This window comes from Streptomyces sp. NPDC055189 (genome assembly GCF_053606765.1).
The window spans coordinates 69,242-93,513 of the sequence record NZ_JBSGSG010000013.1 but is presented as its reverse complement, the minus strand read 5'-3'; the positions used below and the strand labels follow the sequence as shown (position 1 = coordinate 93,513).

Below are 24,272 nucleotides of genomic sequence, written 5' to 3'. Positions count from 1 at the left end.
ACAGGGGTGATGCGCGGGGCGCAGCCTCAGCGGCGTACGAACGAGTCCACCGCCGTGTCGAAGTACCGCCGCGCCTCCTTGGCCCTGCCGACCGGCGCCGACACCCAGACCTCGTACATCCGGCCGCTCTCCTGCCAGCACAGGTCGAACGTGTGCCGGTCGCCCTCCGCCTCCGTGAAGCCGTCCCAGGTGAACTGCCAGAGGGCCGCGGGCCGTCCGTTGTGCGAGGTCTCGGTGACCTCGCCGTCCCGGTAACCGGGGTTGTTCTCCGGCCCGTCGGCGTCGGAGCGGCGCTGCACGGCGAGCGGCCCGCCCGGCTGCGGAGACGTTTCCTTGATGCCGATACGGAAGGTGCCGCCCGGCGACTTGTAGAAGACGCGGGGCCCGTCCGCCTCGCGCGTGAAGCCGTCCGGCACCGCGAGCGTGAAGCCCTTGCGGTCCTTCGCGATCCGGTAGCCCTCAGGGGCTTCGGGCGTCGAGGGCTTCGGGGTGTTGGAGCTGCGCGTCACCGTCACCGTCGGGGTGGGCGAAGGCGACGGGGTCACCGTCCGCGTCGGCGCGCTCTGGCTCTGCGAGGGCGGTGTCGAAGGCGTACCGCCGCCACCGTCCCTGCCCAGCAGGAGCGCGGCGGAGACCGCGGCCCCGGCGACGGCGGCCACAAGGGCGGCGGCGATCAGCATGGCGCGACGGCGGCGGCGGGAAGGCCCGGCCGGGTGCACGGGAGGACGGCTGGGCAGGTCACGGTAGGTGGGCGTGTAGCCCCCCGGTCTGCCGCCCGATCTCCCGCCTGATCTCCCGCCCGGCAGCGCCGACGGCTGTCCGCCGGCCCGCCCCGCGGGCGTCGACGGCATCCGCCCCGTCTCTACGTACCGCCGAAGGAGCCGCTCGGCATCGGCCACGCCGAGCCGCCGTTCCGGGTCGCGTTCGAGGAGGCCCAGGATGACGGGCAGCAGCGGTGCGGCGGCGGGCGGCGGGCGGATCTCGTCGAAGACGACGGCGTGCAGCACGCCGCTGATCGAGTCCCGGCGGAAGGGCGACTCGCCGGTCAGCGCCGCGACGAGGAGCGCGCCGAGCGACCAGAGGTCGGACTCGGGCCCCGTCCGCTCGCCCGACATCCGCTCGGGCGCGGTGTACTCGGGAGAGCCCACGAAGGACCCGATCTCCGTGAGCGTCGTCGCGCCGCTGACCTGCGCGATCCCGAAGTCTGTGAGGACGACGCGCCCGGTCGCCTCCTCCATGAGGACGTTGGCGGGCTTGATGTCACGGTGCAGGACCCCCGCGGCGTGCGCGACGCGCAGTGCGCCCAGCAGGTCGATGCCCATCCGGGCCACCGTCCGCGCGGGCATCGGACCCCTCCGCGATATCCGCCCGGCGAGCGATCCGCCTTCGATCAGCTCCATGACGATGTACGGGTGGTCGCTCTGCACGACGACGTCGTGGACGACGATGATGTGCGGATGCTGGAGCTGCGCCGCCGCCCGCGCCTCGCGCAGGGTGCGTTCGACCTGCTGCATCGCGTCGGACTCGGAGAGCGTGTCGTCGAGGGCGAGTTCCTTGACGGCGACCCGGCGGCCGAGGAACTGATCCGTGGCCTGCCAGACCACGCCCATGCCACCCCTGCCGAGCCGCGCATCCAGGCGGTAACGGCCAGCTATGACCCGGGCGTTGTCCCCCACGCTCCCCATGCGGCCATCATGCCCCACACGTGTGCGGACGGACCCTGCCGGCCTGTGCGGCGGACTGGTTCCGGCCGCTTGTCCCAGCCATCCCGGCTGCGGACGAACGCATTCAGCCCTCTCGCCAGCCCCGGAGTACCGCGTCGAATTGTGTCCGTGTCTTGTCCCAGTCGCCTGCGGGGGACGACATGTAAAGCACGTATTCGACGCCGTCACGGCTGATATAGCTCTGTGAGATGGCGCGGCGCGGGCCCGCGGTCGTGTCGTTCGCCCCTGCCTTCCAGCTGAACTCCCAGAGCGCGCCCTGCTGATCGCGGAAGGTGTTCTGGTCCAGCTGGAGCCGCTTGTACTCCGGCAGCTTGAGCCGCAGGTTCTTCTCGAGCTGCACCTGGTGCGTGTAGGGGCTCTCGAACGTCGTGTGACGGTCGGTGCTGATACGTACGAAGTGCCGTCCGTGGTCCGGTGTGTAGTCGATCTGGCTGCCGTCCACCTCGCGCTCCCAGCCCTTGGGCAGCATGAGGCTGAAGCCCTCGGCGTCATGCACCCGCTCCCAGCTGGCGGGGATGCCGCCGACGGACTTGCCCGGCTTTCCGTCGCCGGCCTGCGACGTGCCGCCGTTGTTGCCCTCCTGGAAGTACAGATAGCCGCCGAGCCCACCGCCGCCGAGCAGCGCGACCGCGGCAACGGCCGCGACCACCACGGGCCACTTGCGGCGCTTCGCGGGGCGAGCGGGGTCGTACGAGGACTGGTGGGGCCCCTGGACGACGGTTCCGGAGTGGTGGGGGGCGTGATGCTGGGCGGAGTTGGGGCCGGTGCCGGTACCCGTTCCGATCCTGGTGTTGTCTCCGCTGCCGTATGCGGGGGTGTTCCCGCTGCCGTATCCGCTGCCGCCGTATCCGGGAGCGACGGTGCCGGACTGCGGTGTGTGCTGGTGCGGGTCCTGCGGATGCGGCTGGGGCTGGGGCTGGGGATGCTGCTGGGCCTGCAGGTTCGACTGCGGCGGCTGGGACGTGGCATGGACCTGCGTCGGCACGTAGGCAGGCCCGGCGCTCGGCGAGCGCCCCTCCGCCGCCTCGGCGAGCATCAGCTCGGCCACTTCGGCAGTCGGCCGGGTGTCCGGGTCCTTGCGCAGGAGCGCGCCGATGACGGTGCCGAGCGCCCCCGCGTACTCGGGCGGCGCGGGCTCCTCCGTGACGACGGCCTGCATCGTGCCGATCGGCGACGTGCGCCGGAACGGGGAGTTCCCCTCAACTGCCGTGTACAGCGTGGCGCCGAGCGCCCACAGATCCGAAGCGGGCCCGGGGTTGGCGCCGCTGACCCGCTCGGGCGCCAGATAGTCGACGGAGCCGACGACTTCGCCGGTCCGCGTGATCGTCGAGTCCCCCTCGATCGCGGCTATCCCGAAGTCGGTGAGCAGGATGCGCCCGTCGTTCGCCAGAAGTACGTTGCCGGGCTTGACGTCGCGGTGCAGGACCCCGGCGGCGTGCGCGGCACGCAGGGCCTTCAGGGTCCACAGGCCGATGCGGGCGGCTTCGACGGGCTCGATGCGGCCCTTGTCCTTGACGGCGTCCGCGAGCGAACAGCCCTCGACAAGCTCCATCACGATCCAGGGGCGGGAGTCGTACTCCAGGACGTCGTGGACGGTGACAACCGCAGGGTGGTTGATCCGGGCCGCTGCCCGCGCCTCCGCGTGCGTACGCGCGAAGAGAACCGCACGGTCGCCCTCCGGCACGAACTGGACAGCCGTCAGTTCCTTTACGGCGACGGTCCGGTGCAGCACCTCGTCGTGTGCTCGCCACACCCGGCCCATGCCACCGCGGCCTATGGACTCTCCGAGCCGGTAGCGGCCCGCGAGGAGCAGGCCCTGCATCTGATTCACGATCCCCCGCATTGGTTCTGACATGCCCCAGATTAGGGAGCGGGGGGCGTGCACGGAACCTCCGGGGGTGCTCGGAGACCTCACTGTGACGCGTGACGCAGCAATTCAGGGCCTTTCGGGACGTCAACTACGCCCGGACGCAGGGCTGATGCAGTATCCGTGAAGGTCTGTGAAGTTTCATGCACATCTCTGAACGACCGTGACCATCCAGGAACGCGAGCGAACAAAACTCGATCAAACTCAATCGGCTTGGTACGTGGACGAAGCCTGTTCGAAGAGCCGCGACACCTCGTCCCGCTCGGCCTCCGGCCCCCGGATCTGCACGACGTGGTACTTCCCGCCGACGGCCATCGCGAGGTTGCGTACGAAGGTCTCGCGCCCCTCCGCGTCCTGCCAGGTGAACTGCCCCTCGGCCATGGTCCGCCCGCCGACCTCCACCGTGCGCATACCGCTGGACGTGGCCCACGTCGAGTCGCGGAACGGCTGCAACTCGCGCTCGTGCTCACGCTGGTACTTCATGGGGTCCTTGCCGTACTCGTCCGTGCCGTCCCGCCCCGGCACGACGATCAGCTCGAAGTCACCGTGCGTGTAACGGACCTGCCCCCGGCCGTTCTTGGGTTGCCGGTCCCAGCCGCTGGCGACGGCGACCCGGAAGCCTTCGGTGTCCTTGCGGAGCGTGAAGCCCTGCGGCAGCTCGGGGCCGCTGGTCCGCGGCGGCTGCGCATCGGTGCTCTTCCCGGACTTCTCCGGCTTCTCGCTCGGCCGGTCGGACTTGCCGTCCTCGCTGGGCCGGGCGCTGGAGCTGCTGCCGGGCCCGGGGCCCTGACTGGTGCCGGGGTCCCCGACGGAGCCGGCACGCTCACTGCCGCCGTCCTCCCCCGACTTGGGCATGAAGGCCACGGCGTAGGCGACCGCCGCGACGAGCCCGACGAGGATGAGCAGGAGCAGGAGGCGCCCCAGGGAACGCGGGCGGCCCGTACCGCCCTGCCGGGGCACGCTGCTCCGCTTGGGCGCGCCGACCCGGCCGGCAGCCGTCGTGGGCATGGAAGCTGACGGCCTGGCTTCCCGTCCTCGCTTCTGCTGCTTGTGCTTGTGCCGCCCGTTCTGCCGGCTCGGCACCGGGTCGGCCACGGAGGGCGTGGAGGCACGCTGCTTCTCGGGTTTGCGCTGCTTCTCGGGTTTCCGCCGCTTCTCGGGCGCGCGGCGCTTTTCGGGTGCGCGCCGCTTCTTTCGCCGTACGAGATCACCGCGACGGCGTACGACGGGCAGGCGCCTGGCGTCGAACGGAGGCGCGGGCACGACGTTCGCACCGGCTTCCGGCTCGGGCGCCGAGCGGACCAGTGAACGCAGCCAGCCGTTCAGCTCCTCGAAGTCGAGCCGCTCGGTGGGGTCCTGCCGCAGCAACGACTCGACGACGGGCCTGAGCGGCCCGCACTCCTCCGCGAAGGCGGGCGGCTCGGCGCACACCAGCTGGACGAGCTCGAAGGTGCTCTCTTCCGGGTAGGGCGCGTGGCCCTGCACGGCCCTGAACAGCAGGGCACCCAGGGCCCAGAGGTCGGTGGCTGGCCCGATGGGCGGGGCGAGCTGCCAGTTCTCGTGCACGGGCCCCGCCTGCTCGGGGGCCCACCGCTCGGTCACTCCGCCGACCACGGTCATCCGGGCATGCCGGGCCCGCTCCGCGGCAAGGGCGGTGGCGGGCCCGCGCCGAACCGCGCTCCGCTCGGCGACGAGGGAGTCCCAGTAACTGTGGCCGGATGTGGTGGGAGCGGGAGCGGCCTGGTCGGGGGCGGGAGCGGCTCGGTCGGGGGTGGAGGAGCCCTTGGCGGCTGCGGGGTTCGTCTCTGCGCGGCCGGCTCCGGGGCGCCGACCGTTGTCGTAGCCCTGGCCCTCATAGGCCTGCTCGCCGTAGCCCGGCTCGTCGTAGCCCTGATCGCCAAAGCCCTGCTCGTCGTGGCCCTGCCGGTCTAAGCCCTGTTGCTCGTACCCCTGGCCCTCGTAGCCCTGCCCCTCAAAGCCCTGCTCCTCATAACCCCGACCGTCAAAGCCCGACCCGGCCGTTTCCGCGGCCCCGCGCCGGTCCGGAACCCCACCGGAGAACGCGCCGGCGCCCTTCCCCGCGCCGGCCTTCGACGCCTCCGCGCTACCGCCCCTCGGCACAGCCCCGTGCCACTGCTTCGTACCGGCGACGCCGTACGGGTCCAGGATCAGCCCGGCAGCCTCGATCTCACCGCCGCTGCGGTCCTCCGCGCCGTACCCGCGCTCCGGGTCGTCCTCGTCGTACCCCTCGGCCGGGTCGACGCCCGCGCCGAACCCCGGGGTCGCCCCGAACGACCCGCCGTTCCGCTGCCCCGGCAGCTCCGCGTCCTCGCTCACCCGCGCCGCGGCCCGCGTCCCGGCCCGATAGGCGGCTATGGCACTGGGCCGTGCCACCCGTGCGTCGGCGCCGGGCCCAGCGGACGGGGCGGCCTCGATCGCGGCCTGCCCACGCGGCCCGTCAGCCTCATCGACCTCGTGCGTCTCGTATGCCTCGTAAGCCCCATAGGCCTCGTCAGCCTCATCCGCGCCGGAGCCGGTATCCGCACCGGAACCGGTGTCCGTGCCGGAGCCGGTATCCAGGCCGGAGTCAGCCCCGCCCCCGCTCTCAAACCCCGCAAGAACTTCCTCGGGCCGAGGGTCGTATCCGCACAACGCCTCTTCCGCCGCGCCCGCAGCAAGGCCCGTGAGAACCACCCTGCCGTCGTCGCAGACCAGGACCGTGCGATCGGTGATGTTCCGGTGGACCCAGCCGTGCGCGTGCAGCACCCGCAGCGCCGTCACCACGTCCGACGCGATCTCCGCCGCGCGGTACGGGCTCAGCGGCCGGTCCGCGAGCAGCGTGGCCAGCGACCTCGCCGCCACCAACTCGCTGACTATCCACAGCGAACCACCCTCGGCGAACACGTCGAAGACCTGGTCGAGCCTCGGGTGGTCGGGTATCTGCGCGGCGGCCTGCGCCGCCTCTATGGCGCGCCGCACCGCCGGATCAGCCGGCCTGCGCGTCGTACGCGCCGACGGCCGCCGTACCGCCCCCGCGCTCACGAAGCCCGCGGGAAGGTCACCGTCCGGGAGGTTGCGCTCGTCGAGTTCGAGCACTTCGGCGTCGACGACCTCGGGCAGCGGAACCTGTCTGACCAGGACTTCCTGCCCGCTGTACGTATCGAAGGCCCGTGTCTCCGCGGCGAGTTCATGCTCGTCCGCGGGAGGCAGAGGCAGGCGATAGCGGTCGGCGAGCACCCGACCCGCGTATTCGTCCACGCCGCCTCCCCGTCCGCCCGGTGGTCAATTCCGTTCGCTTTGTGCACTCTTGCGGCTGCGTACGGTCCGCAGATACTCACGATACGTGCCCGAGGCAAACCGCATTGAGGGGATGCGAGATCTCACTGGGGCCAGTGCCGCGGACTCTCCGATTCCCCGGAGTCCGCGGCCCCAAGCCCGTTCGTAGCTACTTCTTCGGTTTGAACGTCTTCGTGAGGGTCTGCCAGGCGTCCTTGCGCTCGTCGCTGTCCCACTTGGCGTCCTTGGCGGTGTACATCATTCCGTAGCCCAGGCCGCCGTTGACGACGAAGCCGCGGTCTATCGAGCGGTACTTCGTGCCGCCGTCGACGTACGTGAACTCCCAGTCGGCCGTGTTCCAGCCCCGGTAGTCGACCTTCTCTATCCGGATGCGCTTGTACTGCGACCGGACCATGTACGACTCCTGGCTCTTCCAGTCGGCCACGGGGTCGGACTTGGGGGTGGTGGTCCAGCCGATCAGCAGCTTCTGCCCGTCGGGACCGGTGAAACGCGCGCCCGCGGCAGCGGTGGACTGATACTTCCAGCCCTTGGGCAGACCCACCGAGAAGCCCTGGGAGTGCTTGTACGTCGACTCGGCGCCGTCGCCCGGCTCCTTGCCCGAGTCGTCGTCGCCGTCGTCGCCGCTCTCGCTCGGGTCCTTGCCCTCGCCCGAACCCGGGGTGGCCTCCGCCTCGCCGGTGTCCGTGTCCGACTCGCCCTTGCCCTTCTCGGCGCCGTCGTCCTGCCCGGCGCCCTTGCCCTTCTCCTCGTCCTTCGCGCCGCCGCCCGCGGTCGCCCCGCTGGACGCGGCCTTGTCGCCGCCGTTCTTGCTGTCCTGGCCGTCGTTCTCGTCCCCGCCGCTGAGCGCGAAGGCCAGCACCGTTCCGAGCACCGCGATCACGAGGGCCACCGAGAAGATGACGAGCGTGCGCCGGGGCACCACGTCGGTGAGCGAGGCCTTGGGAGGCGTCGCACGCGGCGGCGTCGCGGGAGGAGTGGAGGGAGCAGCGGAGGCAGCGGCCCCGGATGCCGCACCGGCCGCACCGGGCCGCGCAGGCTTCTCCGCCACCGCACCGGAGGCGGACCCGGCACCGGACCCCGGACCAGAACCCGCGTCAGCACCCGAACCCGATCCGGAAGCCGCGTCAGCACCGGAAGCAGTCGCCCCGGCCCCCGCACCCCGCGTGGTCGCCGCAGCGGCGGCCTTCCGCACCGACCTGAGCGCGCCCTTGAGCCGCTCGGCGGCCTCCTCGCCCTTGCCCGGCCCGGAGTCCGCGGAGGACTGTGAGGTGCCGGCAGTCTCAGCGGCCCCGGCGGACTCGGACTCGGACGTGGCCGCAGACCCGGCAGCGCCCGCCGCACCCGCAACACCACCGGCTCCGGCACCGGCCGCACCCGCCGTGCTGCCCGCGCCCGTCTTGCCTTTGCCCCTGCCCTTGCCGAACCGCTTGCCCAAGGTGGGCGGCACCGGCGGCAACGGCACGACCTTCGTCGCGTCGACCGGCTCCGGCTCCTCCTTGACCTCGGGCGCGTGGATCACGTCGATCAGGAGCGCCCGCGCCCCCGCGTCGTCGAGCCGCTGCTCGGGGTCCTTGGCGAGCAGGCCGTAGATGACCTTCTCCAACGGCCCGGCGTTCGTCGGCTGTTCGACGTCCTCCGTCATCACCGCGGTGAGGGTCGCGATCGCCGACCCCTTGTCGTACGGCGGCACGCCCTCAACTGCCGCGTACAGCAGCCCGCCGAGCGACCACAGGTCGGCCGCAGGTCCCGGCTTGTGCCCGCGTGCGCGCTCGGGCGAGATGTACGAGGGGGCGCCGACGAGCATGCCGGTGGAGGTGATCGACGGATCGCCCTCGACCTGCGCGATGCCGAAGTCCGTGAGGACGACGCGGCCGTCCTCGGCGATCAGCACGTTGGACGGCTTCACGTCGCGGTGCAGAATTCCCTCGCGGTGCGCGGAGCGCAGCACGTCGAGCACCGCGAGGCCGACCTCGGCCGCGCGCCTCGGCGTGAGCAGCCCGTCCTCGCGAATGGCTTCGGCGAGCGACTTGCCCTCGACCAGTTCCATCACGATCCACGGGCGGTCGTCCTCGTCGACCACGTCGTACACGGTCACCGCGCTGGTGTTGCGGATCCGCGCGATCGCCTTGGCCTCACGCAACGTACGCGTGATGAGCCGGCGCTTCTCCTCGTCGTCGATGCTGGAGGGAAAGCGCAGTTCCTTCACCGCGACCGTACGACCGAGTGTCTCGTCCTTGGCGCGCCAGACGGTTCCCATTCCGCCGCGGCCGAGCACTTCGCCCAGCCGGTAGCGCCCGGAGAGGAGACGTTCGCTCTTGTCCTGACGGGACTGACCCGTCTTCTCCGCGTCCGACATGCGTCCCCTCTGCTGCTACCGCTGCTACCCGCGCAACCCGCCCTGACAGAGCCTTCATTGTCCCTTACTTCGGGACCGCTCTACGCCCAGGGTGCAACGTCCCTTTTGACGGGCTCCGCACAGGGAACTCTTCCCTTGCTCGCCACTTGAGGCAAGGCCCCGCCGCGACGCCGTCGGCCGCGAAGAGTCGGCGCCCTCCAACGGCCCCACTGCCCAGTAAGGTTCGCGTCAAGCATGCCCCGCAGGGGCGCGCGGAACTGCGCGACCAGCCACGACGCACCAGCAGACGGTGATTCCGCGTGCTCCGGCGCACCATCGGCGCGCCGGATCGGCGCGCTACAGCGGCACGATGTCCGGTGCCCCCAGCCTCGCCGCGTCCGCCGTCAGGTCGTCCGGCTGCCGCTGCGACTCCCGCTCCGCCTCGACCCTCTTCTCATAGTGCTGAACCTCTCGCTCCACCTGGTCCTTGTCCCAGCCCAGAACCGACGCCATCAGCTCCGCGCACACCCGTGCGCTGCGCGTGCCCCGGTCGAACGTCTCGATCGAGATGCGCGTTCGCCTGGTCAGCACGTCGTCCAGGTGCCGCGCCCCCTCGTGCGAGGCGGCGTAGACGATCTCCGCGCGCAGATAGTCGTCCGCGGCGGGCAGCGGCTCGCCCAGTGTGGTCTCGGCCGTGATGAGGGCGAGCACCTCCTCGGCGAGTGAGCCGTACCGGTTCAACAGGTGTTCCACGCGCACCACATGGAGCCCGGTGCGTGCCGCGATCCTGGCGCGGGCGTTCCACAGCGCCTTGTACCCCTCGGCGCCGACCAGCGGAATGTCCTCGGTGACACACTCGGCGACCCGCTGGTCGAGGGCGTGCACCGCCTCGTCCACGGCGTCCTTCGCCATCACTCGGTACGTCGTGTACTTGCCGCCCGCGATGACCACCAGGCCCGGCGCCGGATGCGCCACCGTGTGCTCGCGCGACAGCTTGCTCGTGGCGTCCGACTCCCCGGCGAGCAGCGGCCTGAGCCCCGCGTATACCCCTTGGACGTCGTCCCGTGAAAGGGGCACCGCGAGCACCGAGTTCACGTGCTCGAGCAGGTAGTCGATGTCGGCGCTGGACGCTGCGGGGTGCGCCTTGTCCAGGTCCCATTCGGTGTCGGTCGTGCCCACGATCCAGTGCCGGCCCCACGGAATGACGAAGAGAACGCTCTTCTCCGTCCGCAGGATCAGTCCGGTCGTCGAGTTGATCCGGTCCTTCGGTACGACCAGGTGGATGCCCTTGGACGCCCTGACGTGGAACTGGCCCCGCTCCCCGACCATCGCCTGTGTGTCGTCCGTCCACACACCGGTGGCGTTCACCACCTGCTTGGCCCGGACCTCGTACTCCCCGCCGCCCTCGACGTCCTGCACCCGGGCGCCGACGACGCGTTCGCCCTCACGCAGGAAACCGGTCACGCGCGCCCGGTTGGCGACCTTGGCGCCGTACGCGGCCGCCGTGCGCACCAGCGTGGCGACATAGCGCGCGTCGTCCATCTGCGCGTCGTAGTACTGCATGGCGCCCACCAGGGCGTCCTTCTTCAGGCACGGTGCGACGCGCAGGGCGTGACGCCGGGTCAGGTGGCGGTGTACGGGAAGGCCGCGGCCGTGGCCCCGTGACATCGACATGGCGTCGTACAACGCGACGCCCGATCCGGCATAGATCCGCTCCCAGCCCTTGTGCTGCAAGGGGTAGAGGAACGGCACCGGCTTCACGAGATGCGGGGCGAGGCGCTCCAGGAGCAGGCCGCGCTCCTTCAGCGCCTCCCGCACCAGCGCGAAGTCGAGCATCTCCAGATAGCGCAGACCGCCGTGGATCAGTTTGCTGGACCGGCTCGACGTGCCCGACGCCCAGTCCCGCGCCTCGACCAGGCCGGTGGAAAGACCGCGGGTCACGGCGTCCAGTGCAGTGCCCGCACCGACCACTCCCGCACCCACGACCAGGACATCCAGCTCCCGCTCGGCCATTCCCGCAAGTGACTCGGCACGCTCCGCCGGTCCCAAGGTCGCTGTCCTCACCGCTGCCTCCCGTTGGTTTGTCGGGTGTGGTCGCGCTCACATCATGCCCAGATTCTGGCCGGGTCCGCTGAGTTCAGCCGTCGCCTGTGGACAACACTCCGACACCTGACACTGGGCAATGCCACATAACGGTCATATTTACTCCTAGTCTGACATTGCGCTGGTCCACCTTGTCCACAGGACTTGCGCGCTCGTCCCGCTCCGGCTATTAGGAGGACGGCCCAACGCCATGCCCGCAGATCTCGCAGTCATCGGTCTCGGCCACCTCGGCCTGCCCCTCGCCCGGGCCGCCGTCTCGGGTGGCATCGCCACCATCGGCTACGACCCCGCCCGCGCCGTCGACCTGGCAAGCGGCCGCCTGCCCTGCGACGGCGCGGAGGGAACCCTGACCGCCGCCGACGTCCGCCGGATGCTCTCGGGGGGCTTCCGGCCGACCACCGACCCGGCCCAGCTGGGTCGGGTCCGCACGGCGGTCATCTGTGCTCCCACTCCTCCGGCAGCGGACCGCACCCTCGACCTGAGCCAGGTGGCCGAAGCCGCCCGCGCCCTGGCCGCGCGCCTGCGCCCGCACACCACGGTCATCCTCGAGTCACCCGCCTACCCCGGAACCACGGAGGAATTCCTCCGCCCCATCCTCGAAGAGGGCTCCGGCCTGCGCGCGGGCCGCGACTTCCATCTGGCGCACTCGCCAGGACGCCTCGATCCGGGCAATCGCACCCACGGCTACGCGGGCACGCCCAAGGTCATCGGCGGCCTCACCCCGGCCTGCACGGAATCCGCCGCCGCCTTCTACGGCCGCCTCACCGACAAGGTCGTACGCGCGCGTGGCCCGCGGGAGGCCGAGACCGTGCACCTCCTGGAGACCAACTACCGGCACGTGAACATGGCCCTGGTCAATGAGATGGCCGTGCTCTGCCACGACCTGAGCATCGACCTGTGGGACGTCATCCGCTGCGCCGAGACCAAGCCCTTCGGCTTCCAGGCCTTCCGCCCCGGGCCCGGCGTCGGCGGCCACGGCGTCCCCCTGGACATCCCGAACCCCGGCCGCGGCGCCCGCCCCCTGCGCATGGTCGAACTGGCCCAGCAGGTCAACGACCGCATGCCCCGGTACGTGATCCAGCGCTCGGCGACCCTGCTCAACGAACACGGCAAGTCCGCCCGCGGCGCCCGCGTCCTGCTCCTCGGCGTCACCTACAAGCCCGACCTCGCCGATCAGCAGGGCTCCCCCGCCCGGGAGGTCGCGACCCGCCTGATGGAGATGGGCGCCACCGTCAGCTACCACGACCCCTACGTCCCCAGCTGGAGCGTGCTCGGCCACCCCGTCCCCCGCGCGGACTCCCTCTACGAGGCCGCGGCCGACGCCGACCTCACGATCCTGCTCCAGCACCACCGCACGTACGACCTGCAAGGTCTGGCCGTGAAGGCCCAGCTGCTCCTCGACACCCGCGGCGCGACCCCGGCGGGCGCGGCCCACCGCCTGTGACGCACGCAAGAAGGGCCCCGGTACGAGTACCGGGGCCCTTCTTGAAGAAGCAGTCGATCAGCTCCGAGGAGCAGTCGATCAGCGCTTGTGCTGCGAGTCCGCGACCGTCACCTCGACGCGCTGGAACTCCTTGAGCTCGCTGTAGCCCGTCGTCGCCATCGCCCGGCGCAGCGCCCCGAAGAAGTTCATCGAGCCGTCCGGGATGTGCGAGGGACCGGTGAGGATCTCCTCGGTCGTGCCGACCACACCGAGGTCGACGCGCTTGCCGCGCGGCACGTCCTCGTGGACGGCCTCCATGCCCCAGTGGTGGCCCTTGCCGGGCGCGTCCGTGGCGCGCGCCAGCGGAGAGCCCATCATCACCGAGTCGGCACCGCAGGCGATGGCCTTGGGCAGGTCGCCGGACCAGCCCACGCCGCCGTCCGCGATGACGTGCACGTACCGGCCGCCGGACTCGTCCATGTAGTCACGGCGGGCGGCCGCGACGTCCGCGACGGCGGTGGCCATCGGGACCTGGATACCGAGGACGTTGCGCGTGGTGTGCGCGGCGCCGCCGCCGAAGCCGACGAGGACACCGGCGGCGCCCGTGCGCATCAGGTGCAGCGCGGCGGTGTACGTGGCGCAGCCGCCGACGATCACCGGCACGTCGAGCTCGTAGATGAACTGCTTGAGGTTGAGCGGCTCGGCGGCACCGGAGACGTGCTCGGCGGAGACGGTGGTCCCGCGGATGACGAAGATGTCCACGCCGGCGTCCACGACGGCCTTGGAGAACTCGGCGGTGCGCTGCGGGGAGAGCGCGGCGGCGGTGACCACGCCCGAGTCGCGCACCTCCTTGATGCGCTGCCCGATCAGGTCGGCCTGGATCGGCGCGGAGTAGATCTCCTGGAGGCGACGGGTCGCGTTGTCGGTGTCCAGCTCCGCGATCTCGTCGAGCAGCGGCTGCGGGTCCTCGTACCGCGTCCACAGGCCTTCGAGGTTCAGGACGCCCAGACCACCCAGCTCACCGATGCGGATCGCGGTCTGCGGCGAGACGACCGAGTCCATCGGCGCCGCGAGGAAGGGCAGCTCGAAGCGGTAGGCGTCGATCTGCCAGGCGATCGAGACCTCCTTCGGGTCGCGGGTACGGCGGCTCGGGACGACGGCGATGTCGTCGAAGGCGTACGCCCGGCGGCCGCGCTTGCCGCGCCCGATCTCGATCTCAGTCACGTGGGTGGCCCTTCAGCTTTCTTCGGTACTTCGCACTTCTTCGGTACTTCGGCACTGGTCTGCCGTTCCAGTATCCCCGACGCGCGCAAAGGGGGCGGACCCGGGAATCGGGACCGCCCCCACGCGCGCGTGGAGCGCCGTCAGCGCTTGGTCGTGCTGAGCGTCAGCGCTTGTTCGTGTAGTTCGGCGCCTCGACCGTCATCTGGATGTCGTGCGGGTGGCTCTCCTTGAGGCCCGCGGACGTGATGCGCACGAAGCGGCCCTTGGACTCCATCTCGTCGACGGAGGCGGCGCCCACATAGCCCATCGTCTGGCGCAGGCCGCCGACGAGCTGGTGCAGCACGTTGGCCAGCGGGCCGCGGTAGGGCACCTGGCCCTCGATGCCCTCGGGCACGAGCTTGTCGTCCGAGGAGACCTCCGCCTGGAAGTAGCGGTCCTTCGAGTACGAACGACCCTGGCCACGGCCCTGCATCGCGCCGAGCGAACCCATGCCGCGGTAGGACTTGAACTGCTTGCCGTTGATGAACATCAGCTCACCCGGCGACTCCTCGCAGCCCGCGAGCAGCGAGCCGAGCATCACGGTGTCGGCGCCGGCGGCCAGCGCCTTGCCGATGTCTCCGGAGTACTGGAGGCCGCCGTCGCCGATGACCGGGACGCCGGCCGCACGCGCCGCGACGGCCGCTTCGTAGATGGCCGTGACCTGCGGGACGCCGATTCCGGCGACCACGCGCGTGGTGCAGATGGAGCCCGGTCCGACGCCGACCTTGACGCCGTCGACACCGGCGTCGATGAGCGCCTGCGCGCCGTCACGCGTCGCGACGTTGCCGCCGATGACGTCGACGTTCACGCCGGACTTGATCTTCGACATCCAGCTCAGGGCGTTGCTGTTGTGGCCGTGCGAGGTGTCGACGATCAGGAAGTCGACCCCGGCGGCGGCCAGGGCCTGCGCCCGCTCCAGCGCCTCGGGGCTCGCGCCGACGGCGGCACCGACGAGGAGACGGCCCTCGGCGTCCTTGGCGGCGTTCGGGTACTGCTCGGCCTTCTTGAAGTCCTTGACGGTGATGAGGCCCTTGAGGATCCCCGCGTCGTCGACGAGCGGCAGCTTCTCGATCTTGTGGCGGCGCAGGAGCTCCATGGCGTCCACACCGCTGATCCCGACCTTGCCGGTCACGAGCGGCATGGGGGTCATGACCTCGCGCACCTGACGGCTGCGGTCGTTCTCGAAGGCCATGTCGCGGTTGGTGACGATGCCGAGCAGCTTGCCCGCCGGGTCGGTCACCGGGACGCCGCTGATGCGGAACTTGGCACAGAGCGCGTCGGCCTCGGCCAGCGTCGCGTCCGGGTTCACGGTGATCGGGTCGGTCACCATGCCGGACTCGGAGCGCTTCACGAGGTCGACCTGGTTGACCTGGTCCTCGATCGACAGATTGCGGTGCAGCACGCCCACGCCGCCCTGCCGCGCCATGGCGATGGCCATGCGGGCCTCGGTGACCTTGTCCATCGCCGCCGAGAGCAGCGGGATGTTCACGTGGACGTTGCGGGAGATGCGGGACGAGGTGTCGACCGCGTTCGGGAGAACCTCGGACGCGCCCGGCAGCAGCAGCACGTCGTCGTAGGTCAGCCCGAGCGTCGCGAACTTCTCGGGCACTCCGTCGACGTTTGCAGTCATGACACCTTCCCCAAATGGCCTTGATCGGTGCGGATGTCCATGCTAACGGGAACCGAGGGTGTCTCATTCCACGATCAAGATCATCGGCTTACTTTGTACGTTCACACGTATGCAGCACGCACAAGCAGCACGCGGATGCGGCACCCGCATACGGCACGCGTACGCGGCCGGGACTGCGGCCGCGTGCTACTGCTCGGCCAACGCCCGCAGGCGGCTCAGCGCCCGGTGCTGCGCGACCCGCACGGCGCCCGGGGACATCCCCAGCATCTGCCCGGTCTCCTCGGCCGTGAGGCCGACGGCGATCCTCAGGAGCAGCAGCTCGCGCTGGTTCTCCGAAAGGTTGGCCATGAGCTTCTTGGCCCACTCGGCATCGCTGCTGAGCAGCGCGCGCTCCTCGGGGCCGAGGGAATCGTCGGGCCGCTCCGGCATCTCGTCCGACGGCACGGCCGTGGATCCGGGATGGCGCATCGCCGCACGCTGCAGATCGGCGACCTTGTGCGCGGCGATCGCGAAGACAAATGCCTCGAAGGGGCGCCCCGTGTCCTTGTAACGCGGCAGCGCGAGGAGGACCGCGACGCACACTTCCTGCGCCAGGTCCTCCACGAAGTGCCTTGCGTCACCGGGCAGTCGAGAGAGTCGCGTGCGGCAGTACCGCAGCGCCAGGGGGTGCACATGAGCCAGAAGATCGTGCGTGGCCTGCTCATCACCCTCGACCGCGCGAAGGACGAGGGCACCGATCACCGTCGTCTTGTCATCGCGCATCGGTCCATGGTGCCTTGGCGCCGATTGATCCGTGGCACCACGTCCGTAGTTGTGCACCGAAGCGTTATGAGCAGGTGCGCCGGAACTCATCTCGTGCGCCCTCCCCTCCCGCTCGACCGACCTGTCCCCGAGGAACTCCACATCTCAAGGATGCGGCATCGGCGGCGAAGCAACGGCAACCGCTCCCGACAGAGGGAGCGACGGGCGTCCGTGACCCCGCCCACCACTCGGCGGGCGGGGATCGCCGTGCCCGCACGGCGATACACCTATCGGACCAGGCCCCAGCGGAAACCGAGCGCCACGGCGTGCGCGCGGTCCGAGGCGCCGAGCTTCTTGAACAGCCGCCGGGCGTGGGTCTTGACCGTGTCCTCGGAGAGAAAAAGCTCACGTCCGATCTCGGCGTTCGACCGGCCGTGGCTCATGCCCTCGAGCACCTGGATCTCACGCGCGGTGAGTGTGGGCGCCGCGCCCATCTCGGCCGAGCGCAGTCTGCGCGGAGCGAGCCGCCACGTCGGGTCGGCGAGCGCCTGCGTGACGGTCGCGCGCAGTTCGGCACGCGAGGCGTCCTTGTGCAGATAGCCGCGGGCACCGGCGGCGACCGCGAGCGCGACACCGTCCAGATCCTCGGCGACGGTGAGCATGATGATGCGCGCACCGGGGTCGGCGGACAGCAGCCGCCGGACCGTCTCGACGCCGCCCAGACCGGGCATGCGTACGTCCATCAAAATCAGGTCCGAGCGGTCGGCGCCCCAGCGGCGGAGGACTTCCTCGCCGTTGGCCGCTGTCGTCACGCGCTCGACGCCGGGCACGGTCGCGACCGCGCGGCGGAGCGCCTCTCGGGCAAGCGGGGAGTCGTCGCAGACGAGGACGGATGTCATGGCCGCCCTCCGCAGCTGATGCGCGTCACCTTGAGCCTCCAGGCTGGTACATATTCGTCACCTGTGCGGTTGACGCTCTCGGACATCTGCCCGAGCGCTTGTTCTTTCAACCGCCTCGCACTCTCAACGACGGTCACCCGAAAGAGTTACGGGGCGGTCGGCCTCGTTCGGCACTCTACGTGAGGGCGCGCACACAGAGCAGACGGCGCAAGAGACCCTCAACCTTTCATCACAACCCATGCCCCATTTAGACGCTTTCCTTCCCTTTTACTGGTGTCTGTGGCTAGATTTTCCAATGAGTCATATTTTCATCTCCTTAGACAGTAGATGTACGGTCGTGGGCACCGTATCCGCGCAGAACGGCCACCAGGAGACACGCAATGGCAGATTTCTCCCGCCTTCCCGGACCGAACGCAGATCTCTGGGACTGGCAGCTCCTCGCGGCCTGCCGCGGGGTCGACAGCTCGCTCTTCTTCCACCCGGAGGGCGAGCGGGGCGCGGCGCGCAGCGCGCGTGAGAACTCCGCCAAGGAGGTCTGCATGAGGTGCCCCGTGCGCGCGGAGTGCGCTGCTCACGCCCTTGCGGTGCGCGAGCCGTACGGCGTGTGGGGCGGCCTTACCGAGGACGAACGCGAAGAACTCATGGGCCGCGCCCGCAACCGCCTCGTCACGACATCCGCACCGTCGGCCTCGGCAGCGGCGTCGGCCGCGACCTCGACAGCACGCGGCGACATGGTCACGCGTCCCTGAAGGAACGTTTCTTCAATGGGCGCGCTCAGCGCTCCGCGGCACGCGCCAGGTGGTCGAGGGTGGCTGCCACCGCGGGCACCTGAGCCAGATCAGGCAGGGTGAGCGCGACGATCTCGCGCTGGACGGCAGGCTCCACCGTCACTGTGCGTGCACCTTTGGGGCGTACGGACTCGATGGCGAGCTCGGGCAGGACCGCGACTCCGAGTCCCGCGCCGACCAGGCCGATCACCGCCGGATAGTCGTCGGTCGCGAAATCGATGCGGGGCACGAAACCCGCTCCCTCGCAGACCTCGACCAGCTGCCTGCGACAGCGCGGACAGCCCGCGATCCACGGCTCGTCGGCCAGTTCCCCGATGGCGACCGCGTCCGCCTTGGCGAGCCGGTGCCCTTCCGGCACGAGGCCGACGAGCCGGTCGGCGAGCAGCGGCCGTACGACCAGGTCGTCCCACTCCTCGGCGGCGGTCGCGCCTTCGTAGCGGAAGGCGAGCGCCACGTCGCAGTCGCCCTCGCGCAGCATCTCCACCGAGCGCGGCGGTTCGGCCTCCACGAGCGAGACGCGCGTGCCGGGGTGCGCCGCGCGCAGGGCGGCCAGGGCGCTCGGCACCAGCGTCGAGCTGCCGCTGGGGAAGGAGACGAGGCGGACCCGGCCCGCCCGCAGGCCCGCGATGGCGGCGACCTCCTCCTCGGCGGCGGTCAGGCCGGCCAGGATCCCGGCGGCATGACGGACCAGGGCCTCACCCGCCTGGGTCAGGCGCATCTCACGCCCGGTGCGGATCAGCAGCGGCGTGCCCGCGGAGGCTTCGAGTGCCTTCATCTGCTGGCTGACGGCGGGCTGGGTGCAGCCGAGGTCGCGCGCCGCGGCCGAGAAGGAGCCGGTGGCGGCGACGGCGCGCAGGACGCGGAGATGACGGGCCTCGATCATGGATCAAGCATAAGCGACGCTTGGAGCAGGCGCCCGATAATGCGTCGACGCTTTGAGTCGGCTCGCCTAGCCTTTCGTCATGAAGCTTCTTTCCGTGAATCTGGGCCGGTTCAAGGCCGTGGACTACACCGACGCCCCATCGGGCGGCACGGGCATCGACAAGAAGCCCGCCGACGGAGCCGTCCGGGTGGCGGCTCCCGGCGCGAAGGGCACCGCCGGGAGCGGGCTCGCCGGGGACGAGGTCTGCGATCTGCGGCACCACGGCGGCAACGACCAGGCGGTGTACGCCTATGCGCGCGAGGATCTCGACGAGTGGGAGCGGCTGCTCGGCCGGAAGCTGCCGGGCGGCTCCTTCGGCGAGAACCTCACGACGTCCGGGCTCGACGTGAACGGCGCAAAGATCGGCGAGCGCTGGCGCGTCGGTCCCGATCTGCTCCTCGAAGTGACCTCGGGCCGCATCCCCTGCCAGACGTTCCAGGGGCACCTCGGCGAGACGAAGTGGGTCAGGCGCTTCACGCGGCAGGGTGCTCCCGGCGCCTATCTGCGGGTGATCGAACCGGGTGAGATCCGGGCCGGGGACACCATCGAGATCGTGCACAGGCCGGAGCACGACGTCACCGTATCCCTCCAGTTCAGGGCCGTGACGACGGAGCGGAAGCTGCTGCCGGGCCTGCTGGCGGCGGGCGACGCGCTGCACTCCGAGTTGATCGTGACGGCCCGGAAGTACGCGCAGAAGTACGGGGGCGGTCCCGAGGGCAGTCCGGGCGACACGACGGCTCCGGGATCTCACTAGCCTTGGTCCATGACTACGGCTCTGATTACGGGATCCACCGCCGGTATCGGCTCGGCCTTCGCCCGGCGGCTCGCCGGTGACGGCCACAACCTGGTCCTGGTGGCACGGAACACCGAGCGGCTGCGGGAACAGGCGACCGAACTGCACGACCGGCACGGCATCGAGGCGGAGGTCCTGACCGCGGACCTCGCGACGGACGACGGGATCGCCGCCGTCGAGAAGCGGCTCGCGGACCGCAGGAATCCGGTCGACCTCCTGGTGAACAACGCCGGGTTCGGCAACAAGGGCCAGTACCTGGAGGTGTCGATCGAGGACGAGCTGACGATGCTCAAGGTGCACTGCGAGGCAGTGCTCCGCCTCACGTCGGCGGCGACGGAGTCGATGCGCGAGCGGGGCCGCGGGGGCGTCGTCAACGTCGCGTCGGTGGCGGCGTTCGTGCCGCGCGGGACGTACGGCGCCTCGAAGGCGTGGGTCGTGCAGTTCACGCAGGGAGCGGCGAAGGATCTGGCAGGCTCCGGGGTGCGTCTGATGGCCCTGTGCCCCGGATTCGTACGGACCGAGTTCCACGAGCGCGCCGGAATGGGGACGTCCAACATCCCCAAGTGGATGTGGCTGGACGCGGACAAGCTGGTCACGGCGGCGATTGCCGACTTGGCGCGCGGCAAGACCCTGTCCATCCCGGACCCGCGGTACAAGGCCCTGATGGGCGTGGTGAAGGTGACGCCGAGGGCGTTGCTGGGCGGGGTGACGTCCCGGACGGGCAGGAAGTACGGCCCGCAGTAAGAAGAGCGCCCCTTAAGGGGCGCGGGGAACTGCGCGACAAGCCACGACGGTCCCGCACTCGAAAAACGCACGGAGGCCCGGTACCCCCAACGCGGGGTACCGGGCCTCCGTCACAGCTACGCGCAAGCGTCAGCGTCAGTGCGAGTGACCGTGGCCGTGGCCACCGGCGTCAGCCTCTTCCTCGGCCGGCTTCTCGACGACCAGGGTCTCGGTCGTCAGAAGCAGCGAAGCGATCGACGCGGCGTTCTCCAGAGCGGAGCGCGTCACCTTGACCGGGTCGATGACGCCGGCCTTGACCAGGTCGCCGTACTCGCCGGTCGCGGCGTTGAAGCCGAAGCCCTTCTCGAGCTCGGCGACCTTCGAGGTGATGACGTAACCCTCGAGGCCGGCGTTCTCGGCGATCCAGCGCAGCGGCTCGACGGCGGCGCGGCGGACGACGGCGACACCGGTGGCCTCGTCGCCCTCCTTGCCGAGGGAGTCGCCGAGCACCTTGGCGGCGTGCACCAGAGCGGAGCCACCACCGGAGACGATGCCCTCCTCGACCGCGGCGCGGGTCGCGGAGATGGCGTCCTCCAGACGGTGCTTCTTCTCCTTGAGCTCCACCTCGGTGGCGGCGCCGACCTTGATCACGCACACGCCGCCGGCCAGCTTCGCGAGGCGCTCCTGGAGCTTCTCGCGGTCCCAGTCGGAGTCCGTGGCCTCGATCTCGGCCTTGATCTGGTTGACGCGGCCCGCAACCTCGGAGGCGTCGCCGCCGCCGTCGACGACCGTGGTGTCGTCCTTGGTGACGGTCACGCGGCGCGCGGTGCCGAGCACGTCGAGGCCGACCTGGTCGAGCTTGAGGCCGACCTCTTCGGCGATGACGGTGCCGCCCGTGAGGGTGGCGAGGTCACCGAGCATGGCCTTGCGGCGGTCGCCGAAGCCGGGAGCCTTCACCGCGACGGCGTTGAAGGTGCCGCGGATCTTGTTCACGACCAGGGTCGACAGGGCCTCGCCCTCGACGTCCTCGGCGATGATCAGGAGCGGCTTCGAGGCGTTGGCCTGGATGACCTTCTCGAGCAGCGGCAGGAGGTCCTGGATGGAGGAGATCTTGCCCTGGTGGATCAGGATGTACGGGTCGTCGAGGACGGCCTCCATACGCTCCTGGTCGGACACCATGTACGGGGACAGGTAGCCCTTGTCGAAGGCCATGCCCTCGGTGAAGTCGAGCTCAAGACCGAAGGTGTTGGACTCCTCGACGGTGATGACACCGTCCTTGCCGACCTTGTCCATCGCCTCGGCGATGAGCTCGCCGACCTGCGGGTCCTGGGCGGACAGACCGGCGACGGCCGCGATGTCGGCCTTGTCGTCGATCGGGCGCGCGGTCGCGAGGAGCTCGTCGGACACGGCCTTGACGGCGGCGTCGATGCCCTTCTTCAGGGCGGCCGGGGAGGCGCCGGCGGCTACGTTGCGCAGGCCTTCCTTGACCAGGGCCTGGGCGAGAACCGTCGCGGTGGTGGTGCCGTCACCCGCGATGTCGTTGGTCTTGGTCGCCACCTCCTTGACGAGCTGCGCGCCGAGGTTCTCGTACGGGTCCTCGATCTCGACCTCACGGGCGATGGTGACGCCGTCGTTGGTGATGGTGGGGGCGCCGAACTTCTTGTCGATGACGACGTTGCGGCCGCGGGGGCCGATCGTCACCTTGACCGTGTCGGCAAGCTTGTTGACGCCGCGCTCAAGGGCGCGACGGGCGTCCTCGTCGAACTTCAGGATCTTCGCCATGGGAGCGGTTCAGCCCTCTCGAAAACTCAGGGGGTCCGGGGGGAGCCCCCGGAAAATGTCCAGCAACGAACTGCGCCCCTCGCCGCCCGGCAATCAGCAGCGGGGTGACCAGGGGCGCAACTCAAAAAGCAAAACTGGTGAAGCAGGTGAATTACTTCTCGACGATCGCGAGCACGTCGCGAGCCGAGAGGACGAGGTACTCGTCGCCGTTGTACTTCACCTCGGTGCCGCCGTACTTGCTGTACAGCACGACATCGCCGACCTTCACGTCGAGCGGCAGGCGCTCGCCGTTCTCGAAGCGGCCCGGGCCCACGGCGAGGACAGCACCCTCCTGGGGCTTCTCCTTCGCGGTGTCCGGAATGACCAGGCCAGAGGCCGTGGTCTGCTCGGCGTCGAGCGGCTGGACCACAATGCGGTCCTCGAGCGGCTTGATGGCAACCTTGGAGCTGGCGGTCGTCACGATCCGGTCTCCCCCTTCGGAGATCTACGGGGTTAACAGTCTGGGGTGGCGACCAGGTGGATCCGTCGTCGCGGGTGCCGGACCTGCCCGTCGCTGTTGGCACTCTCCAGTGGTGAGTGCCAGGGTTGACACTAGGACGGGGATTAGCACTCGGTCAAGCGGACTGCTAATTCGCTGACGCGGGTCTTATGGGGACGGACTGCTCCGCGGTGGTGCGGGGGCGGCTCCTCGCCCTTCAGTGCAAGGCTTTTCGGGGGCCAGCGGCCCCTTCTCCGCGTCCGGACTCTGTCCTGTTTTCTGCGGGCCGGCGGGTGCGGCCGTGGCCACCGGTTCCGCCTCGCGGGCCGGCGGGCGGGCGCAGCGGTCGGCTTCCTGTTTCCGTTTGGGGACCTTCTCCGCCGCTTTCCTGCCCAGGCGTTCGATCGGGTCCACCGACTGTGCGCAGCCGGTGAGCAGTGCGGGCGCGAGCACTCCCGCCGCGAGGGCGCCCGCCAGGAATCGTCGCGCCCGCCCGGTCACAGGTAGTCCTCCAGCCTGGCCACCGCGTACCCCTTGTCGGTGACCGTCTTCATGACCTTGCGGACCATGTCGGGCATCGTGCCCTTCCAGTCCTCGCGTCCCCGGAAGTGCGTGAGGATGATGTCGCCGGGATGCAGGTCCCGGTCCCACTCGCGCCACTCCATGTGGTCGGCGAAGGCCTCGGACGCCCACAGCGGCACGGCCTTGATCCCGCAGGACTTGGCCGCACGCAGCGTGTCCGCGTTGTAGTTGCCGTACGGCGGACGGAAGAGCTCGGGCTGCTTGCCGTAGCGCTTGTGGATGATGTCCTGCATGCCGCAGATCTCGCGCCGCTGGCCCGCGTACGAAAGCCCCGGCAGGTAGCGGTGGTGGAGGGTGTGGTTGTTCAGCCCGACGCCGCGGGACTGCATCTTCTTGAAGTAGCCGTAGTCCTCCTTGACCAGGTAGTCGCTGAGGAACGCGGTGTACGGGATCTGCAGTTCGCTCATCATCTTGAGCAGCGCCGGATCCTTCTCGGCGCCGTCGTCGACGGTCAGGAAGACGATCTTCTTCTTCGTCGGGATGGTCGTGAAGACCGGCGGCAGATTCGCCTGGCCCTTGACCTCGAACCCCTTGCGCGTGGTGATCTTCGGCTTCTCGGCGGGTGGCTCGGGCGCGGCCAGCGGTGTCTTCGCCAGGCCCCAGCGCTTCGCGGCGGCGGCGCGCGCGACCTGGGCGACGCGGAGTTTCTGGGCGTAGGTGTCGAGGGCGCGGGCGGGCGGCGCGTCCAGGCGCTGCTGACCGGGTGCGGGTTTCGCTCCGCCGTCGGCGCCCGATGCGCATCCGGAGGCGATCGCGGCGACGGTGAGCACGGCGGCCCCGGCCCGCGTCCGGCCCGTCGCCCGGCGCCTGCGCCGCGCCGGACCCCGCTCCCGCCTCTCCCGCTTTGCCCTGAATTCATCTTTTTGTCGTACTAGTTGCATGGCGCCGGATCTTTGCAGCTCACGGCGCTGCCGCAGGGCAG

At 70.3% G+C, this 24,272-nt stretch carries 17 protein-coding genes; 4 read left to right on the top strand and 13 right to left on the bottom strand.

What is annotated here, in order from left to right; all coding sequences use genetic code 11:
* Nucleotides 1–26: 26 nt before the first annotated feature.
* The 5 genes from ACWFR3_RS12790 to ACWFR3_RS12770 form a co-directional block, all read right to left on the bottom strand.
* Complete coding sequence (locus ACWFR3_RS12790; RefSeq protein ID WP_453734567.1) at nucleotides 27–1,685, bottom strand: serine/threonine-protein kinase; 1,659 nt, start codon at nucleotides 1,683–1,685, stop codon at nucleotides 27–29.
* A gap of 103 nt (nucleotides 1,686–1,788) precedes the next feature.
* Nucleotides 1,789–3,546, bottom strand: coding sequence for a serine/threonine-protein kinase (locus tag ACWFR3_RS12785; protein WP_453734622.1), 1,758 nt, complete (start codon nucleotides 3,544–3,546; stop codon nucleotides 1,789–1,791).
* A 249-nt stretch (nucleotides 3,547–3,795) separates the two neighbouring features.
* Nucleotides 3,796–6,849: a protein kinase gene (locus ACWFR3_RS12780; RefSeq protein WP_453734566.1), complete on the bottom strand. Its 3,054-nt coding sequence runs from the start codon at nucleotides 6,847–6,849 to the stop codon at nucleotides 3,796–3,798.
* A 187-nt stretch (nucleotides 6,850–7,036) separates the two neighbouring features.
* Nucleotides 7,037–9,244, bottom strand: a complete 2,208-nt coding sequence (locus ACWFR3_RS12775; protein WP_453734565.1) for a protein kinase domain-containing protein — start codon at nucleotides 9,242–9,244, stop codon at nucleotides 7,037–7,039.
* Nucleotides 9,245–9,580: 336 nt separating this feature from the next.
* Nucleotides 9,581–11,287 (bottom strand): glycerol-3-phosphate dehydrogenase/oxidase, encoded by a 1,707-nt coding sequence (locus tag ACWFR3_RS12770; RefSeq protein WP_453734564.1) that lies wholly within the window; start codon nucleotides 11,285–11,287, stop codon nucleotides 9,581–9,583.
* A gap of 229 nt (nucleotides 11,288–11,516) precedes the next feature.
* On the opposite strand from ACWFR3_RS12770, the gene ACWFR3_RS12765 reads away from it, so the two are divergent.
* Nucleotides 11,517–12,770: a nucleotide sugar dehydrogenase gene (locus ACWFR3_RS12765; RefSeq protein WP_453734563.1), complete on the top strand. Its 1,254-nt coding sequence runs from the start codon at nucleotides 11,517–11,519 to the stop codon at nucleotides 12,768–12,770.
* Nucleotides 12,771–12,848: 78 nt separating this feature from the next.
* Here the strand turns inward: ACWFR3_RS12765 and ACWFR3_RS12760 are convergent, their stop codons facing one another.
* The 4 genes from ACWFR3_RS12760 to ACWFR3_RS12745 all read right to left on the bottom strand — a co-directional run bounded on the left by ACWFR3_RS12760 (nucleotide 12,849) and on the right by ACWFR3_RS12745 (nucleotide 17,282).
* Nucleotides 12,849–13,973 carry a GuaB3 family IMP dehydrogenase-related protein gene (locus ACWFR3_RS12760; RefSeq protein ID WP_266870046.1) on the bottom strand — a complete coding sequence of 375 codons (1,125 nt, stop codon included), beginning with the start codon at nucleotides 13,971–13,973 and terminating at the stop codon, nucleotides 12,849–12,851.
* A 163-nt stretch (nucleotides 13,974–14,136) separates the two neighbouring features.
* Nucleotides 14,137–15,642: an IMP dehydrogenase gene (guaB, locus tag ACWFR3_RS12755; protein ID WP_453536437.1), complete on the bottom strand. Its 1,506-nt coding sequence runs from the start codon at nucleotides 15,640–15,642 to the stop codon at nucleotides 14,137–14,139.
* Between the two features lie 186 nt (nucleotides 15,643–15,828).
* Nucleotides 15,829–16,404: a sigma-70 family RNA polymerase sigma factor gene (locus ACWFR3_RS12750; RefSeq protein WP_190084454.1), complete on the bottom strand. Its 576-nt coding sequence runs from the start codon at nucleotides 16,402–16,404 to the stop codon at nucleotides 15,829–15,831.
* A 266-nt stretch (nucleotides 16,405–16,670) separates the two neighbouring features.
* Nucleotides 16,671–17,282, bottom strand: a complete 612-nt coding sequence (locus tag ACWFR3_RS12745) for a response regulator transcription factor (RefSeq protein ID WP_003948568.1) — start codon at nucleotides 17,280–17,282, stop codon at nucleotides 16,671–16,673.
* 380 nt (nucleotides 17,283–17,662) lie between these two features.
* Here ACWFR3_RS12745 and ACWFR3_RS12740 point away from each other — a divergent pair, with 380 nt between their 5' ends.
* Nucleotides 17,663–18,031, top strand: coding sequence for a WhiB family transcriptional regulator (locus ACWFR3_RS12740; RefSeq protein WP_453734562.1), 369 nt, complete (start codon nucleotides 17,663–17,665; stop codon nucleotides 18,029–18,031).
* Between the two features lie 25 nt (nucleotides 18,032–18,056).
* On the opposite strand, the gene ACWFR3_RS12735 is transcribed toward ACWFR3_RS12740, so the two are convergent.
* Nucleotides 18,057–18,953, bottom strand: a complete 897-nt coding sequence (locus ACWFR3_RS12735) for a LysR family transcriptional regulator (protein WP_453734561.1) — start codon at nucleotides 18,951–18,953, stop codon at nucleotides 18,057–18,059.
* A gap of 79 nt (nucleotides 18,954–19,032) precedes the next feature.
* Between ACWFR3_RS12735 and ACWFR3_RS12730 the strand changes: the two genes are divergently transcribed.
* Both ACWFR3_RS12730 and ACWFR3_RS12725 read left to right on the top strand, forming a co-directional pair.
* Nucleotides 19,033–19,746, top strand: coding sequence for an MOSC domain-containing protein (locus ACWFR3_RS12730; RefSeq protein WP_453734560.1), 714 nt, complete (start codon nucleotides 19,033–19,035; stop codon nucleotides 19,744–19,746).
* Between the two features lie 9 nt (nucleotides 19,747–19,755).
* Nucleotides 19,756–20,529: an SDR family NAD(P)-dependent oxidoreductase gene (locus tag ACWFR3_RS12725; protein ID WP_453734559.1), complete on the top strand. Its 774-nt coding sequence runs from the start codon at nucleotides 19,756–19,758 to the stop codon at nucleotides 20,527–20,529.
* A 135-nt stretch (nucleotides 20,530–20,664) separates the two neighbouring features.
* Here ACWFR3_RS12725 and groL read toward each other — a convergent pair whose 3' ends face one another.
* The 3 genes from groL to ACWFR3_RS12710 all read right to left on the bottom strand — a co-directional run bounded on the left by groL (nucleotide 20,665) and on the right by ACWFR3_RS12710 (nucleotide 24,231).
* Nucleotides 20,665–22,290 (bottom strand): chaperonin GroEL, encoded by a 1,626-nt coding sequence (gene groL, locus ACWFR3_RS12720; RefSeq protein ID WP_453734558.1) that lies wholly within the window; start codon nucleotides 22,288–22,290, stop codon nucleotides 20,665–20,667.
* 151 nt (nucleotides 22,291–22,441) lie between these two features.
* Nucleotides 22,442–22,750 carry a co-chaperone GroES gene (gene groES, locus ACWFR3_RS12715; RefSeq protein ID WP_006347174.1) on the bottom strand — a complete coding sequence of 103 codons (309 nt, stop codon included), beginning with the start codon at nucleotides 22,748–22,750 and terminating at the stop codon, nucleotides 22,442–22,444.
* Between the two features lie 515 nt (nucleotides 22,751–23,265).
* A complete protein-coding gene (locus ACWFR3_RS12710) occupies nucleotides 23,266–24,231 on the bottom strand; it encodes a polysaccharide deacetylase family protein (protein ID WP_453734557.1) in 966 nt (321 codons plus the stop codon).
* Nucleotides 24,232–24,272 lie beyond the last annotated feature (41 nt).